This is a genomic window from Enterococcus sp. BWT-B8 (assembly GCF_020567625.1).
Taxonomy (GTDB): Bacteria; Bacillota; Bacilli; order Lactobacillales; family Enterococcaceae; genus Enterococcus_L.
Genome location: NZ_JAJDJV010000006.1, coordinates 26,899 through 43,579, shown reverse-complemented (window position 1 = coordinate 43,579; position 16,681 = coordinate 26,899). Strand labels below are relative to the sequence as shown.

Genomic DNA, 16,681 nt, shown 5'->3' with positions numbered 1-16,681 from the left:
ACTTTACAGTGAGCGCCATTGAACTAAAATTGCTATTCTGATGCATTTTTTCTGTATTTTTGAGTGTCAGAGTACTCAATGTTGGCGGTTCGCTGTCAAGTGCACCGGTTATTTAGCACAGAGCTTTCATAGATTGTTTCGAGCTGCTTTATTGTAAAGTTATTCATGGGGAGACTGACTTTATTCCGTTATAAAACTGCATTCTTAGAAATTCAGCAACCTCTGTGTATCTGTTTAACAGCAATGCTTCTTTTGAAAAGCTGCCTGTTACATCTATAAAACAGTATACCAAATATTTTACCATAGTTAATTTTTTAAGATTAAGAAAAAATATTAGTAAACATGCTATACTTGAAAAATTGAAAGAGAGGAAAGAAAATGAATGTAGTTTTTTGTGATATTGATGGTACCTTTCAGGATATTGGCGGAGAGATACCTAAAATAAATTTTGATGGAATAGATGCGCTGCAAAATCAGGGAGATCATTTTGTTTTTATTAGTGGAAGAGGCTATGATCAGCTTCATGAGCTGCTTTCTCAGCTAACAAATGACTGTGATGTTATTTTCAGTAATGGTGCGGGATATCGCTTAATGGGAGAAGAGCCTGTCTACAGATCCTGGCTTTCTTTAGGTATATGCAGGGAAATCGTTTCGGTAGTTGAAGAACGGAATATTTTCTATTTTATTCATACGGATAATGGAATAATTATGAAATCTGATCGACTTTATAGAGCGCATTACTCAGCTTTGAGAAAGCGGCTTAAGCCGATGGGTGAAACAGGCACGAGGATTATGGACTTTAAGGAAAAATTTTTTGCAGAAGAATGTCAGCATGTGGATGATCCGGTTCAATACTTAAGTGAAAACTCCGAATTAAAAATTCTGAAAATCGAGATAATGGAAGCAGACGATGAAGAACTGGAATACTTGAGAAACATGTTAAATAGCGAGACAACCCATGTATTTTCTTCTTATTATCAATGTTTGGAAGTGGTTAATCCGCTTAGCAGCAAAGGTCATGCAGTTCGTCACTTTATGACGGAATTTTCTGGGGGGCGAAGTTATGGTATTGGAGATGGTGAAAATGATCTGACCATGCTTGATGCTGTTGACGTTCCTGTTGCGGTGGAAAATGCATCAGAAGCAGTTAAAGCAAAGGCCAGGATAATTACGGATCATTGTGCGAATGGCGGTGTTGGAAAGTTTATCTTTGATCATTTGATTACCAGCAACTAGAAAACCAGATTAATAAAACCGGTATTCGGCGAAACAATCTGTTTCGCTGGATACCGGTTTTTTATCACAGACTTTTTTTCTGTTTCCTGATCTTTTTCAGTGTCCAGTCATAGCGACTAGGTGCAGCAGAGACAAAATAGTCGCCTAATGATGTGGAGTTTGTACCGCCGTTTATTCGGGTTTAGATATGAAGAGAGTTTGGAACTTTGATTCTGTCCTAAACTTTCTATTTTGCGTATTTTTTAATTGCCTGAGAGAGTAATTCTGTTGTTTCTGCGCCTCCGCGCTTGTTGTAGTATTCGGCAAATCGTTCGTCTGCCAGGTACGTATCAGCCAAACCACAGTGAGCTTCTGCTGAATAGTTTGCCCAAGAGTAGCTCAGCCATTTTTTATGAAGTGTGTAAACTGTTTCCGCTGTTTCAGAGTCGAGATCTTTTGTCTCAGACAATTCTGCCAGAGCATCAAACAGCTGGTCTTCCAAAGCGTTCATTGCCTGAAAAGCTTCTTCACTCATATTCTCCCACTTTTTGTTGGAGGCTTCAACTGTCTCCTTGCCATATTTCTCACGGATTTCTTCTCCGTATTTTTCTTCATTTTCCACTAATTTTTGTTGCTTAAATGCATTGAATTTTTCTGTATCTTTCATTTGTATATCCCCCTTATGGTAGTGTAATGTCTTTTCCACAGTCAGAAGGAGCAAGTCAATCTGGTCTCTTTTTTTGAGAAGTTCCTGATAGTGCTTCTCCAATGCTGTTTCAAAGTCAAAGTCAGGTTTGTCTAAACTATTTTTTATTGCCTCCAGTTTCATGTCCAGTGAACGATAAAAAAGAATTTGCTGGAGCCGATCGACCTCTTTTTTCCCGTATATACGATAGCCTGATGAATTTACCCGCGCAGGTTTTAATAAATCAATTTCATCATAATAACGAAGCGTACGAGTACTGACACCGGAAAGCAGGGCCAGTTTATTAATTGTATATTCCATTTGTTTTCCTCCTGACATTTCTTATCATAAACGTTTACGTAACGTCATAGTCAAGCTTATTATATAAAAAAATAGATAAAATAAATAGAAAATGAGTTGGAAAGCAGGAAACATACTGCTGCAAAAGGATTTAGCAGTAAACTGTTCAAAAATATTGGGTTTTCTGCTCCTTTTTTGATAGAATAAATAAATGAAAGGATCGATGAAAATATGAAGGGATTGTTTCAGAAATATAAGGAAGTTGTTGCATATTTGTTTTTTGGCGTAGCAACTACAGTAATTAATTTGGTTGTATATTTCATTTGTACAGATCTATTATTACTTGATTATAAATTGAGTAATGTGATCAGTTGGTTTTTATCTGTACTATTTGCATTCTTTACGAATAAATATTTTGTTTTCCAAAGTTTAGTTGGAAGCAGACAATTGTTTTGGAAAGAGATGTTTCTTTTTTACTGGTATCGTATCTTATCATTTGTAATTGATATGGGTGTTATGCTGCTTCTAATTGAGGTAATTCATGCTCCGAATTTTTTTGCAAAGCTGGTTACTCAGGTGATTGTAGTTGTACTTAATTATTTTTTCAGCAAGTTTTTAATCTTTAGGAACGAAGCACAGTAAGTGGTTTAAACCATTCCGGCTGCTAAAAATAAAGGGGAGTTCAAAAAAATCTATGAAAAAATAGCTAAATAACCGGAGCACTTGACAACGAGCCGCCATCATTGAGCGTTCTGACGTTAAAAAGCACAGGAAGAAAGTGCGTCAGAGCAGCGGTTTTAGCTCAATGCTGCTCATTGTAAGGTGTTTGCTTCGCCCCCTAAGATAACAGTCACTACTGATGCTTAGAGGGGGGAGAGCCGAAAAGTATCGGAACCCCAGTAACAGCAGGGGATTGGATAATTTTAGTTAGTAACTTTTGAACTACCAAATAAAGGATCGAGGTTTCGAAATGGAAAAAGTTTATCAGGACGACAGTTTGACTCTACACACAGATCTGTATCAGATTAATATGATGCAGACATACTGGGAACTGGGACGGGCAGATCTGAATGCAGTATTTGAATGTTATTTTAGAGAGATGCCGTTCAATCATGGGTACGCAATTTTTGCCGGGTTGGAAAGATTAGTTGATTATCTTGAAAATCTGACATTTTCAGAAACAGATATCGCCTACCTAAGAGAGGTTGAGAATTATCCGGAAGAATTTCTAGCTTATCTTAAAGAATTCAAATTCTCTTGTACTGTACGTTCTGCTTTGGAAGGAGATCTTGTTTTCAATAATGAACCTCTGATTCAGATTGAAGGTCCGCTTGCCCAGTGCCAGCTGGTAGAGACAGCTCTTTTGAATATGGTGAATTTCCAAACACTGATTGCAACCAAGGCAGCTAAAATCAAATCAGTCATTGGCGACGATCCTTTGATGGAATTTGGGACTCGACGGGCGCAGGAATTGGATGCTGCGGTGTGGGGAACACGTGCGGCTTATATAGGAGGCGCTGATGCAACAAGTAATATCCGTGCTGGAAAAGTCTTTGGTATTCCAGTCAGCGGGACGCATGCGCATTCACTGGTGCAGTCTTACGGAAATGATTATGAAGCATTTTTGGCATATGCTAAAACGCATAAAGATTGTGTATTTCTGGTTGATACGTATGATACGTTGAAATCAGGAGTGCCAAATGCTATTCGTGTTGCCAATGAAATGGGAGAAAAGATCAATTTTCTTGGTGTTCGAATTGACAGCGGCGACATGGCCTATATTTCTAAAAGAGTCAGAGAACAATTAGATGAAGCCGGATATACTGGAGCAAAAATATATGCATCCAATGATTTAGATGAAAATACAATTCTCAGTCTGAAAATGCAAAAAGCAAAGATTGATGTCTGGGGAGTAGGGACAAAATTAATTACGGCTTATAACCAGCCGGCTTTGGGGGCTGTTTTCAAGCTTGTTTCCATTGAGGATGAGCAGGGCGTGATGCAGGATACAATCAAATTATCAAGCAATGCAGAAAAAGTAACAACTCCCGGGAAAAAACAAGTTTGGCGAATTACCCGCAAGTCAGATAATAAATCTGAAGGAGACTACGTAACCTTATGGGAAGAAGATCCGCGTGAAGAAGAAGAGATTTTTATGTTTCATCCGGTTCATACCTTCATCAATAAAACGGTTCGAAACTTTGATGCAAGACCGGTTTTGAGAGAGATCTTTGTTGAAGGAAAACGAGTGTATGAACTACCGTCTCTGGAAGAGATTAAGCAGTACTGCAAAGAAAACCTGGATTCTCTATGGGAAGAATACAAGCGGGATTTGAATCCGCAGAAATATCCAGTGGACTTGTCAACAGAGTGCTGGAATCATAAAATGCATCTGCTGGAAAAAGTGAGAAAAGATGTCAATGCATTGAGCGAAAATAATTAGAGTGTGACTGGAAACCATTGAGGAAAACAGCTTTTTCAGGGCTTTTAGCGGAGATCAAGGAAAAAACACAATGATGATGAGTTGTCAGTCCTATTTATGCAGGAACTTTTAGTAGAATGGTATGCGAACTGAGAATGAACTTGATTTTGTGGTCATAAAATCGATTCACTGAATTAAAAGAGAATTTTCTCCTACGCTTCTACGAATGCTCGTCGCATGTCTGAGGGTCATGCAAGAACTTGCTCCTACGCTTCTTTGAATGTTTGTCATATGTCTGATGGATATATGAGACATGCCGGTGCGTTTCCAAATAGATAGGTTTGTATCAAAAATCGAATAGGATGAGACTCGTAGATACAAGGATTTTCCACTTGTGTAGAAACATCTAGTGAAATGGGCACTCTCATTAAGATAAATAAACTAGTGAGAAGGTATGTGTATGACAATGTGGAGAATTGGGTAGCATTTCTTTTTTTAAATGAAACTAGCCCATATCTATTTTTCCGGAAACATTCGCCACTGAAATTTTTAAACAGGTCTTAGGGCGTGTCTGGAAAATTTGAGTTTATCATAGGTTTTAGCTAGAACTGATCACAGGAGGATTTTTTATGAAGCCATTACAAAAAGCGATTATTGAAGAATTGGGAACGAAGCCATCGATTAATCCGCAGGACGAAATTCGGAAAAGCATTGATTTCATGAAAGCCTATCTTTACAAGCATCCTTTTTTGAAATCTCTGGTATTAGGGATCAGCGGAGGGCAGGACTCCACTTTAGCAGGACGACTAGCTCAACTGACGATCGAAGAAATGAGAAAAGAAACAGGAGATAATGGGTACAAGTTTATCGCCATTCGGCTGCCCTATGGAGAACAGGTGGATGAAGCAGATGCCCAAAAAGCGCTCGGCTTTATTCAGCCAGACGTTTCTTTACGGGTGAATATCCGTCCGGCGGTTGATGCCTGTGTTCAATCCTTGGAAGAGGGCGGAACGGTAATCAGTGATTTTAATAAGGGGAATATGAAAGCACGTCAACGAATGATTGTTCAGTACGCTGTGGCAGGAGAAAAGTCCGGGGCGGTTATCGGCACGGATCATGCGGCAGAAAATATTACTGGATTTTTTACAAAATTCGGTGACGGAGGAGCGGATATCTTACCGTTGTTTCGTTTAAACAAACGTCAGGGAAAAGAACTTTTAAAAGCTTTGGGAGCTGATTCATCATTGTATTTAAAAGTTCCTACAGCTGATTTGGAAGATGATAAACCGCTGGTTGCTGATGAAGCGGCATTGGGTGTCAGCTATGATGATATTGATGATTATCTGGAAGGAAAAGAAATTAAGGAGCAGGCAGCTGGGACGATAGAAGGCTGGTATAAAAAAACGCAGCACAAGCGCCATTTGCCAATCTCAATATTTGATGATTTCTGGAAATAAAGAACAATACTGTGATAAACGACTGGAAAATGAACTGGACTCCGGAGTTGGATAGTTGATCTAACTTTTGGGAAAGTCATAAAATTCCAGTCGTTTTTTGACTCGTTTAGATTTATTTTTCAGTCGTTAATTAGCGAAATCAGCTCATATCTATTTTTGGAACATATTCATCATTGGGGTCTTCAGATATGTCCTAAATCCTATCATCTCAAAAATTAAATCGTTTAAAAAAGAAAATAAGGGAAGTCTGATTGTCTCAAAAGAATAAATATTTGTGCTATAAATCATTAGTTGTTAAAATCGAAATATAGATTGACAGCAGGAATCGACTGTCGAAAACAGGGAGGTCATTTGAATGGATGGAAGTAGAATAAATGGTGTGCCGGTTACCGAAGAAATACTTACAGCGCAGGGATATAGAAAATATATTGGAGCTGAGCTGGATATTTACTACAATAAAGATATCTGTGCACATATCGGTAATTGTGTTCGTGGAAACCCAGAAGTGTTTGAAGTAGGAAGACGACCATGGATCATTGCTGACAATGGCAGTTTGGAAGAGAATATTCGTGTGGTTGACAGTTGTCCAAGCGGAGCGCTTAAATATATTAGAAGAGAGGAGCAGTAATCTTGGAAATCAGAGAAGAACAAGACCGTTTTGCACTTTATAATGATGAAAAGAAAGAAATTGGTGAGATGACCTGGTCTGTCGCAGGCGAAAAAATGATAATTATTGATCATACCTTTGTAGATCCGGAATACAGAGGTCAGCATTTAGCTGAACAGCTGGTGGCAAAAGGGGTCGAGAAAGCACGTCGTGAAGAAAAAAAGATTATTCCTTTATGCCCGTTTGCAAAAAAAGAATTTGATATGAAGCCAGAATATGGAGACGTATTAAGAAAATAGGTTGTGACAAAGCTTCTCCATGTTCCTGTGATTACTCGTTGCATACAGTAATTGCTCTTGCGGTTACTTCGTTGCAGTTAAGATCATGCAAGTGTTCCTGCGATTACTTTTTGCACTTATAAGATCTAAACTGTGACGAGTGCTTGCACGAGAAAACAAAACATTACGCTTTGACTGTGTACTTACCTGAAGCTTTCTATATTTTTGAGAGTATTCGGCTTATTTTCGAGATGCTGCCTGCGATCGTTCACTCTTGTTAATGAATGAATCTTGTAAATTCATCGAATTGTCGTTACATATACAGCTATCTCTTTGTATATGGAATAAATTTTGCCAAATTTTTCTCCATCAGAGCTTTGCATGCTATTCTGCCTGCTGTTCCTGCAATAGTGGGAAAGCCTTGTATCTACGAGTCTCACTACACTACACTTCGTTTCGATCTCAACAATTTCTATATGGCAGAGCCATGTTAGAAATAAAGGACTTCGTTCCGATCCTCGGAGCATGTCTGAGGGGCATGTAAGAACTTGCTCCTACGCTTCTTGCGAATGCTTGAATCATACAAAGACTGGAGCACCGTTTAATCGTTTTTAAGGGTTTTGAACATACTAATGGCACAGACCTATAGTTTCGTATTTATTGTGGTATGAAAGCGTTCTTTTGTGGTTGATTTACAACAGTACTTTTTACTGGAAACCAAAGCAGGATCTTTCCTTAGTTATGGGAATTTATAAAATGGTTGAAAGTAAGCAGTTTGTTGTGCAGTAAAAAATTATCGCTAGTATTTAAGTGAAATTTGTGCTAAGATGTTAAATGTGTAATTTTGTAGAATAAGGGAGTATGAATAGATGTATAATTTTATTTTAACTGTTGTAATTATTCTTTCAGTAGTTATGGTAATTTCAATTTTAATGCAGCCGAGTAAACAAAACAGTGCAGCAAGTGCATTCACCGGCGGAGCAGATAAATTGTTTGGAAAACAGAAAGCCCGCGGATTTGAAGCTGTAATGCAGCGTGCAACTACTGTAATTGGTGCAACCTGGATGATTTTGTTATTTGTTTTATCAATCTTGTCATCTAAATAAGCTGCACTTTAAGAAATGAACGAATGCATACATATTTTCAGCTGGTAGCATATTTAGATGTTTTAAGCTTGAAAATAGTTTATGCAGACAATGGTGTTAAATTTTTTGGTCTGGACATGCTCGCTTAAGAGTAGTGTTTCAGACTTTTTTTTTGCCTAAGTCTTCTGCAGCGGGAATGAAATAATTCTCTAAAAATATTTTGTGACTGTTTTTGAACAAACTGAATTTTAGTAAGCAGCCAGAAGAGTTGAAGACGGGGAACAGTATGCGTAATGCCTCTCTCGACAAGACTTCTTCTGTAAGGTTTTCCTGTAATAATGTGATAGAATAAAACTGAGGTGAATATATGTGAAAAGAAAACTAGTTATGCCTAAACCCCTGTTTGTGGAACAGGGTCCAAAAGCAATTCTCTTACTTCATGCTTATTCCGGAAGCAGCAATGATGTTCGTATGCTTTGCCGGTATTTGGAAAAAGAGAATTATACAGTTTATACTCCCATATTTTCGGGACATGCTACGATGGCTCCAGAAGATATTTTAAATAAGACGGTGAACGACTGGGAAAACGATACGCTGCAGGCTGTTGCGTTTCTAAAAGAACATGGGTATGAGCAAATAGCAGTGCTGGGATTATCAATGGGCGGTGTTTTTGCAGTGAACCTGCTGACTCAAACATTTGATGAAATCGTTGGCGGTGGCTTCTTCTGTTCACCTATTTTCCCGGTAAAGACCCATGTGCCAGAAAATTTTGCTGTTTATGCAGAAAATGTTTTAAAGATTTCCGGAGCAGAGGCGGAGGAAATAGAAAAAAGAATGATAAGCATCAAGCAGCGGGCTGTTCAGCAGCTGGAGCAAATTGAACAATATGCTTCAGCAACTGCGGAGAATTTGGGGAAAATCTCTGTCCCAGTTTTCGCAGCTCAGGCCGGGCAGGACGAAATGATTGATGCAAAAGGTGTATTTAAAACAATTGAAGCACTGACAACTACGAAACTTACATTCAACTGGTATCCGAACAGCGGACATGTTCTGACTGTGGGTCCCGGTCATAAAGAATTAGAGCAGGATGTTGCCAATTTTTTGGAGACACTGCCTTGGGATAAGGAGAACAAATGACAAAACAAACAATTAAGGAAACAATCCTTTCTTATATGGAAGGACAAAAAAAGAAGAGCTTTTCAATGGAGGAGCTGGCAGAAGGCTTGAATCTGCAAAAAGGCTCAGATTTTAAGCTGCTTGTACAAACTGCTGCTGCTTTGGAGCGTGAAAACCTAATCGAGTTTACAAAAAAGGGCAAAATTAAATTGCCGGAAAAAGGAATTTCCGTTGAAGGTATTTTTCGGGCCAATGAACGTGGATTCGGCTTTGTTACAATTGACGAGGAGGAGCCGGATGTATATATTTCAAAGGAACATACTAATTATGCTATGGATGGAGATACCGTTATAGTTGATATTTTACAGCCGGCAGATCCTTTTTCTGAAAGAGTAGCAGAAGGAGCTGTTCTTTCGATTCAAAAAAGGGCCATCACACAAATCGTTGGAGAATTTTCCGCTTATGATGAAGAAGAGTCTGCTGAGACTGATTTATACGGCTACATTATACCTAAAGATAAAAAGCTGAGCCGCCTGACGGTCTATGCAGCAGCTGAGGGAATTAAACCAGTGGATGGCAGCGTGGTGATTATAGAAGTGACACACTATCCTGAAAAAGGGTATGCTGCGAGTTTAGAGGGAATCGTAAAAAAAGTCATTGGTCATAAGAATGATCCGGGAATGGATATTTTGTCCATTATTGTCGCTCATGGGATTCCAACTTCCTTTTCGGATGAAGTCCTTGCAGCAGCTGATAAAGTACCGGATACTATTTCAGAAGAGGATATAAAAGACCGCAGAGATTTGCGCAACTCGATGATTGTCACGATTGACGGCGAAGATGCAAAGGACTTGGATGATGCAGTTACTGTGAAGAAACTGGAAAACGGGAATTACTTTTTGGGCGTTCATATTGCAGATGTTTCCTATTACGTGACAGAAGGAAATGAAATGGACAGAGAAGCCTATGACCGGGGAACTAGTGTTTATCTAACCGATCGAGTGGTTCCAATGCTGCCGCAACGGCTGTCTAACGGTATTTGTTCGTTGAATCCTAAAGTTCCCCGTCTGACAATGAGCTGTGAGATGGAGATTTCACCTGAGGGGACTCTCATCAAGCATGAGATCTTTCAAAGTGTGATTCAGACCACTGAACGAATGACTTATACTGCTGTAAATGAAATTTTGGAAGAACAGAATGCTGAAACGATAGAAAGATACCAGCAGCTGGTACCGATGTTTCGGGAAATGGCCGAGCTTCATGCTATTTTGGAAAAAATGAGAGAACAGCGAGGTGCGATTTCATTTGAAGACAATGAAGCAAAGGTTCTGGTTAATGAAGAGGGACATCCCCAAGATATTCTGCTTCGGCAACGTGGTTTGGGCGAGCGTCTGATAGAATCATTTATGCTTGCAGCCAATGAAACAGTGGCGCGGCACTACTCTAAATTAAATCTGCCATTTATCTATCGAATCCATGAACAGCCCAAAGAGGAAAAAATGCAGCGTTTCTTTGATTTTGCTGCGATGCTGGGTATTCTGGTCAAAGGAACAAAGGCAGATATCACACCTAAAGATTTACAGCGTGTGCTGACTCAAATCGAAGGTAAGCCGGAAGAGCCTGTCATCAACACTATGCTGCTGCGCAGTATGCAGCAGGCTCGCTATTCAGAGGACAACTATGGACACTATGGTCTGGCAGCGGAATATTATACACATTTTACTTCTCCGATTCGTCGTTATCCGGATTTAATCGTTCATCGTCTGATTCGCAGCTATGGAACAGATAAATCAGAAAAAATGCAGGAAAAATGGGCTGCACACCTGCCGGATATTGCCGATCACAGTTCAAAAATGGAACGTCGGGCAGTGGAAGCTGAACGTGAAGTGGAAAGCATGAAGAAAGCTGAATTTATGGCAGACAAGATTGGTGAAGAGTATGAGGGAATTATCAGCTCAGTGACAAAATTTGGTATTTTTGTTGAGCTGCCAAATACTATAGAAGGACTTGTACATGTCAATTCGCTGAAGCAGGATTATTTCCATTTTGTTGAAAAACATCTGGCTCTTGTGGGTGAACGGACAGGATTAACATTAAAAATCGGTCAGAAGGTTCGAATCAGGGTTGAAAAATCGGAGCCGGAAACAAGGGAAATTGATTTTGAATTAATCGAAGCAGAAGAATTAGAGCGTCTGGAAATAAACAAGTCAAGATCAGAAAATAGAAGAAGCCGCAGGAGAACAGACCACGGCAAGGGAAGAGGAAAAACGAAAAATCCTGATTATAAACAGGGAAAGCAGGCATCTTCTGGTAAGAAAGCTTCTAAAGGAAAGAAAAATGGGAAAAAGCCGTTTTATAAACAAATAGGCAAAAATAAAATGAAGAACAAAAAGAAAAAATAACAACGGAGGAGTTTGTGATGCCTAAAGGAGAAGGAAAATTAGTTGCTCAAAATAGAAAAGCAAGACATGACTATACCATCATTGACACAGTGGAAGCAGGGGTTGTATTGCAGGGAACGGAAATTAAATCTATTCGTAATGGACGAATTAATTTAAAGGATGGTTTTGCCCGAATCAGAAACGGTGAAGCCTATCTTTACAATGTTCATATCAGCCCGTATGAGCAGGGAAATATTTTTAATCATGATCCTTTAAGGACAAGAAAGCTGCTGCTGCATAAAAAGCAAATCAGTAAGCTGATCGGTGAAACAAAAAATACTGGAGTTACGCTGGTCCCTTTGAAAGTTTACATTAAAAATGGCTTTGCCAAAGTCTTAATTGGTCTTGCAAAAGGGAAGAAGCAATACGATAAACGTGAAGATTTGAAACGTAAAGAAGCAGATCGGCAAATCAGCCGAACACTAAAAAACAGCTTAAGATAACTATTAACGAGGTAGTGCCGGAGAATACCGTTTCTCCGCCTGTTTATTTTGATTATGAGAAGCTGGGCGGAAAGATTAATTTTTCAAAAACTTTTCATGTATTTCTAAAAGAAAAAATCGTCTTAAATCATATTTAATTTGTTATATATTCTTTTTCGCATATTTCGCTTCTTTTCTTTATCTTCCTTGAAAAATTTGTTAGAGTGTAGAAGAAACTGATGGTCTGCCATCGTTTTTATTTAAGAGTTGGCTGCGTTCGTTTTTATGCCTCGGATAATGGTGGAATGAAGAAGAAATGAAAAGAATATTTTGTCACTTTAAATAGAGTGTCGGATTTTCATGAAAATACTTTGTAATTCGCGATCGTTGGTGGTATTATACGTTGTGGTTGAAAACAACTTTAAAAATTATCATGTAGTTGAGCGGAAAAGAGGTGAAAAAAATGGAAGAGAAAACACCCCTCTTCAATATTGGTCCCATATGGTTTGATAAGACAATTTGTATCATGGTTTTATTGACTTGTGTGATCGTTTTTGCCATAGTCTATCTCTGCACAAGAAATTTGCAGCTGAAGCCAAAAGGAAAACAGAATGTGATTGAATGGATAATTGATTTTGTTCGCGGAATTATTACAGACAACATGCCTGGTAAAGAAGTAACAAATTTTCACTTATTATCCTTCACTCTTTTTCTATTTGTTCTCGTTGCAAATACCATTGGCTTGGTTACGAAAATTACGGTTGGTGAAACTTCCTACTGGAAGAGTCCGACAGCCGATCCGATTGTTACGCTTACACTGGCGCTGATTATGATTATATTGACGCATGTATTCAGTATTAATCGATTTGGAGTAGCAGGGTATTTCAAGAATAGCTTTTTGAAGCCAGTCGGTTTTCTACTGCCGATCAAGTTTATGGAGGAGTTTACGAATCTGCTGACACTTGCTTTGCGTCTGTATGGAAATATTTATGCAGGTGAAGTGTTGTTGGGATTGATTGCAGGTTTGGTTTCTGGAGTAGGGTTTTGGGTCATTCCGCTGGCAATACCGCTGGAAATGATCTGGTTGGCCTTCTCATTGTTTATTGGCGGGATTCAAGCTTTCATTTTTGTGACTTTATCAATGGTTTACATGGCTCACAAAGTTGAAATTGAAGAAGAGTAGTAGTTAAAAGTAAAAACGGTAGTTAACTATCAACATTTCAGGAGGAATAGAAAATGGACGGATTAAATTATATCGCAGCAGCGATCGCAGTATTTGGAGCAGCAGTAGGAGCAGCATACGGGAATGGGAAAGTGATTTCCAAGACTCTTGAATCAATGACACGTCAGCCTGAAATGGCCGGTCAGTTAAGAACAACAATGTTTATCGGGGTAGCCTTGATCGAAGCAGTTCCTATTCTGGGTGTAGTTATTGCATTATTGTTGGTGCTGAGATAATTTACTATAGAAGGCAGGACGCTGTTGGTAAAACCTACCGTCACTGCTTTCTTCTATTTATACAAAAGAGAGTGTATGACAACTTTTTGTTTGTCTGAGGGGGTCATGCAAGGACTTGCTTCTACGCTTTTTCGAATGTTCGTCGTGTATTTGAGGATCATACAAGACATGCCAATGCTTTTTCAAGCAGGCGCATTTGTATTGAGAAGCGAACAATGTGAGAGTCGTAGATACAGGGATTTTCTGCTAGTGCAGAAACATCTAGTGAAGAGGGTATGCGAAACGATGATCTGCTGATTGTGCAGACATTCAAGCTTAAATAGGAGATAGCTGATCGCAGAGGCATATAAAGACTGGAACACCGTTTATAAATTATTAAGAGTCATGATATATTTCGTCATGAACTCTGTAGGATAATTTTTACAGGAGAATATTCACAAACCAACTAAATTTTTGGTGAAGGAATGAATGGAAGCTCACTGTAAAATTCTGATAGAATACCTTTAAGAATGCAAAGAAAGGATGGCGAAACTTCATGCTTACACAGTTTATTTTAGGTGAAGCAGCGCCCAGTACAACATTGGGTACCATTATTGTCGTTACCGGAGCATTTCTAATTTTAATGCTGCTGATTAAAAAATTTGCATGGGGCGCAATTACCGATATATTAAAACAACGTGAAGATAAAATTGCAAATAATTTGGATTCTGCAGAGCAGTCTCGAATTTCGGCTGCTAAAATGGAACAACAACGCCAGGAAGAACTGCTGGCTTCTAAAACAGAAGCTGCTGAGATCATTAAGAATGCCAAAGAAAGCGGCGATCAAAACTACAGAAAAACTTTGGCAGAAACAACTGAAGAAGTGTCACGCTTAAAAGAAAAAGCAAAAAATGACATTGAACAGGAGCATGATCAGGCAATTGCAGCAATTAAAGAGGAAGTCGCATCTTTATCTATCCAGATTGCAGAAAAACTATTAACAAAAGAATTGACACCAGATGCTCATGAAGCATTAATCAATTCTTATATTGATAATTTAGGTCAACTTGATGAAACTCGATAAATACATGGTAGGTAAGCGTTACGGCAAAGCACTGTTCGAACTGGCGTTGGAAAAGCAGGAGGCCGATGATGTTTATCAACAATTATTAAAATTGAGAGAAGTCTATCATCTTGTTCCGGGAATTGGAGATATCCTTAGTGATGCTCGGCTAGAGCCTACAGAAAAAAATGAGATTATGGAACAGCTTCTGAAGGGATTTTCCGGGACTGCGGAAAGCTTTCTTCAAGTTGTTCACAGTTACAGCCGCATGAATGACATGCTGCTGATGATTGATGAATATGAACGAAGATATGATGATCATAAAAGTCTGATTTTGGGGACAGTAATTACCGCAGTACCTTTGAACAGAGAACAGCATCGTCAGATTGAAGCGAAAGCAGCAAATCTGCTGGGATATGAAGAAGCAAATTTAATTAATTTAATCGAACCTAAAATTTTAGGCGGTGCAATTATTGGAGCCAATTACAAAGTGATTGACGGCAGTCTTAGAAGACAGCTGCAACAAATAGAAGAGCAATTGTTGAGATAGACTTTTAACAGAGAATAAAGAGGTGACGCAAATGTCCATCAAAGCAGAAGAAATCAGTGCTTTAATAAAAGAACAAATAGAACATTATCAACAGGCATTAGCAGTTGAAGAAGTGGGAACAGTAACTTATGTAGGGGATGGAATTGCCCGCGCTCATGGTTTGGAAAATGCAATGAGCGGTGAGCTTTTGGAATTTTCAAATGGAGCCTACGGAATGGCGCAAAATTTAGAATCAAATGATGTCGGAATTATCATTTTGGGTGAGTTTGAATCGATTCGTGAAGGCGATAAGATCAAACGGACCGGCAAGATTATGGAAGTTCCGGTTGGAGAAGCTCTGATTGGGCGCGTTGTCAATCCGCTGGGACAGCCCGTTGACGGTTTGGGAGAAATCAAAACAAACAAATTCCGACCAGTCGAAGCTGCGGCACCGGGAGTGATGCAGAGGAAGTCAGTAAATGAACCAATGCAAACCGGTCTGAAAGCTATTGATGCACTGGTTCCTATTGGTAGAGGTCAGCGTGAACTGATTATCGGCGATAGAAAAACAGGAAAAACATCTATTGCAATTGATACGATTATTAATCAAAAAGGTCAGGATGTTATTTGTATTTATGTTGCAATTGGACAAAAGGAATCAACAGTTCGCTCACAAGTGGAAACACTGCGTAAATTTGGTGCGCTGGAATACACAATTGTAATAACAGCAAGTGCTTCTCAGCCTGCGCCGATGCTTTATATTGCGCCTTATGCAGGAGCAGCCATGGGTGAAGAATTTATGTATAACGGCAAGCATGTTTTGATCATTTATGATGATTTGTCAAAGCAGGCAGTTGCTTATCGTGAATTATCTTTACTGCTGCGCAGACCTCCAGGTCGTGAAGCCTATCCGGGAGATGTATTCTATCTTCATTCTCGTCTGCTTGAACGGGCAGCGAAACTGAGTGATGAACTTGGTGGCGGTTCGATGACTGCATTGCCGTTTGTAGAAACTCAGGCTGGAGATATTTCAGCGTATATCCCAACAAACGTCATTTCAATTACAGATGGTCAGATTTTCCTGGAAAGTGATTTGTTCTATTCCGGAATTCGACCTTCTGTGGATGCAGGGTTATCTGTTTCACGTGTCGGCGGCTCTGCTCAGATTAAAGCTATGAAAAAGGTTGCGGGCACACTTCGTCTGGACTTGGCAAGCTATCGTGAGCTGGAAGCCTTCACTCAATTTGGCTCAGATTTAGATTCAGCTACACAGGCAAAACTAAATCGCGGCCGCAGAACGGTTGAGATTTTGAAACAGAAGCTTCATGCTCCTTTGTCAGTTGAAAAGCAGGTAGTTATTTTGTTTGCATTGACTCGGGGAATGCTGGATAGTATCAGCGTAGACAAAATCTTGAGTTTTGAAGAAGAGCTGTTCAATTATATTGATGGAAAATATCCACAACTATTTGAAATAATTCGAGCTACAAAAGACCTTCCGGATGAGGAAGAGCTGAAAGCAGCAATCTTAGAATTCAAGGACGTTTTCAATTCTTCAAATAATACAGGAAAATCAGCAGTTGAAGAATTAAAAGAGAAAATGACCAACGCATAGAGAGGTGAGTGG

At 39.2% G+C, this 16,681-nt stretch carries 16 protein-coding genes; 15 read left to right on the top strand and 1 reads right to left on the bottom strand.

Annotation, left to right across the window (positions count from 1 at the left end):
- Positions 1-378 precede the first annotated feature (378 nt).
- Positions 379-1,236: a Cof-type HAD-IIB family hydrolase gene (locus tag LI951_RS07375; RefSeq protein WP_229441744.1), complete on the top strand. Its 858-nt coding sequence runs from the start codon at positions 379-381 to the stop codon at positions 1,234-1,236.
- 226 nt (positions 1,237-1,462) lie between these two features.
- Here the strand turns inward: LI951_RS07375 and LI951_RS07370 are convergent, their stop codons facing one another.
- Positions 1,463-2,221, bottom strand: a complete 759-nt coding sequence (locus LI951_RS07370; RefSeq protein ID WP_229441743.1) for a MerR family transcriptional regulator — start codon at positions 2,219-2,221, stop codon at positions 1,463-1,465.
- A 210-nt stretch (positions 2,222-2,431) separates the two neighbouring features.
- Between LI951_RS07370 and LI951_RS07365 the strand changes: the two genes are divergently transcribed.
- The 14 genes from LI951_RS07365 to atpA all read left to right on the top strand — a co-directional run bounded on the left by LI951_RS07365 (position 2,432) and on the right by atpA (position 16,669).
- Positions 2,432-2,842, top strand: coding sequence for a GtrA family protein (locus LI951_RS07365; protein ID WP_202064735.1), 411 nt, complete (start codon positions 2,432-2,434; stop codon positions 2,840-2,842).
- A gap of 328 nt (positions 2,843-3,170) precedes the next feature.
- Entirely contained in the window at positions 3,171-4,643 is a 1,473-nt protein-coding gene (locus LI951_RS07360) for a nicotinate phosphoribosyltransferase (protein ID WP_229441742.1), read from the top strand.
- A gap of 608 nt (positions 4,644-5,251) precedes the next feature.
- Positions 5,252-6,079, top strand: coding sequence for an ammonia-dependent NAD(+) synthetase (gene nadE / locus LI951_RS07355; protein ID WP_202064731.1), 828 nt, complete (start codon positions 5,252-5,254; stop codon positions 6,077-6,079).
- 355 nt (positions 6,080-6,434) lie between these two features.
- Complete coding sequence (locus LI951_RS07350; RefSeq protein WP_202064722.1) at positions 6,435-6,707, top strand: (4Fe-4S)-binding protein; 273 nt, start codon at positions 6,435-6,437, stop codon at positions 6,705-6,707.
- A gap of 2 nt (positions 6,708-6,709) precedes the next feature.
- Complete coding sequence (locus tag LI951_RS07345; protein ID WP_202064720.1) at positions 6,710-6,985, top strand: GNAT family N-acetyltransferase; 276 nt, start codon at positions 6,710-6,712, stop codon at positions 6,983-6,985.
- A gap of 848 nt (positions 6,986-7,833) precedes the next feature.
- A complete protein-coding gene (gene secG / locus LI951_RS07340; protein WP_202064718.1) occupies positions 7,834-8,070 on the top strand; it encodes a preprotein translocase subunit SecG in 237 nt (78 codons plus the stop codon).
- 366 nt (positions 8,071-8,436) lie between these two features.
- Positions 8,437-9,186, top strand: coding sequence for an alpha/beta hydrolase (locus tag LI951_RS07335; RefSeq protein ID WP_202065044.1), 750 nt, complete (start codon positions 8,437-8,439; stop codon positions 9,184-9,186).
- The gene (gene rnr / locus LI951_RS07330) at positions 9,183-11,567 is read left to right on the top strand and encodes a ribonuclease R (RefSeq protein WP_229441741.1); all 2,385 of its coding nucleotides are present in this window, start codon (positions 9,183-9,185) and stop codon (positions 11,565-11,567) included. The genes LI951_RS07335 and rnr overlap by 4 nt, the downstream gene beginning before the upstream one ends.
- A gap of 17 nt (positions 11,568-11,584) precedes the next feature.
- Entirely contained in the window at positions 11,585-12,049 is a 465-nt protein-coding gene (gene smpB, locus LI951_RS07325; RefSeq protein ID WP_202064699.1) for an SsrA-binding protein SmpB, read from the top strand.
- Between the two features lie 442 nt (positions 12,050-12,491).
- Positions 12,492-13,211, top strand: a complete 720-nt coding sequence (gene atpB / locus LI951_RS07320; RefSeq protein ID WP_229441740.1) for a F0F1 ATP synthase subunit A — start codon at positions 12,492-12,494, stop codon at positions 13,209-13,211.
- A 53-nt stretch (positions 13,212-13,264) separates the two neighbouring features.
- A complete protein-coding gene (atpE, locus tag LI951_RS07315) occupies positions 13,265-13,486 on the top strand; it encodes a F0F1 ATP synthase subunit C (RefSeq protein WP_202064692.1) in 222 nt (73 codons plus the stop codon).
- 535 nt (positions 13,487-14,021) lie between these two features.
- Positions 14,022-14,549, top strand: a complete 528-nt coding sequence (gene atpF, locus LI951_RS07310) for a F0F1 ATP synthase subunit B (RefSeq protein ID WP_202064690.1) — start codon at positions 14,022-14,024, stop codon at positions 14,547-14,549.
- Positions 14,536-15,078, top strand: a complete 543-nt coding sequence (atpH, locus tag LI951_RS07305; RefSeq protein WP_229441739.1) for an ATP synthase F1 subunit delta — start codon at positions 14,536-14,538, stop codon at positions 15,076-15,078. The genes atpF and atpH overlap by 14 nt, the downstream gene beginning before the upstream one ends.
- Before the next feature lie 31 nt (positions 15,079-15,109).
- Entirely contained in the window at positions 15,110-16,669 is a 1,560-nt protein-coding gene (gene atpA / locus LI951_RS07300; RefSeq protein ID WP_229441738.1) for a F0F1 ATP synthase subunit alpha, read from the top strand.
- Positions 16,670-16,681: the final 12 nt, after the last annotated feature.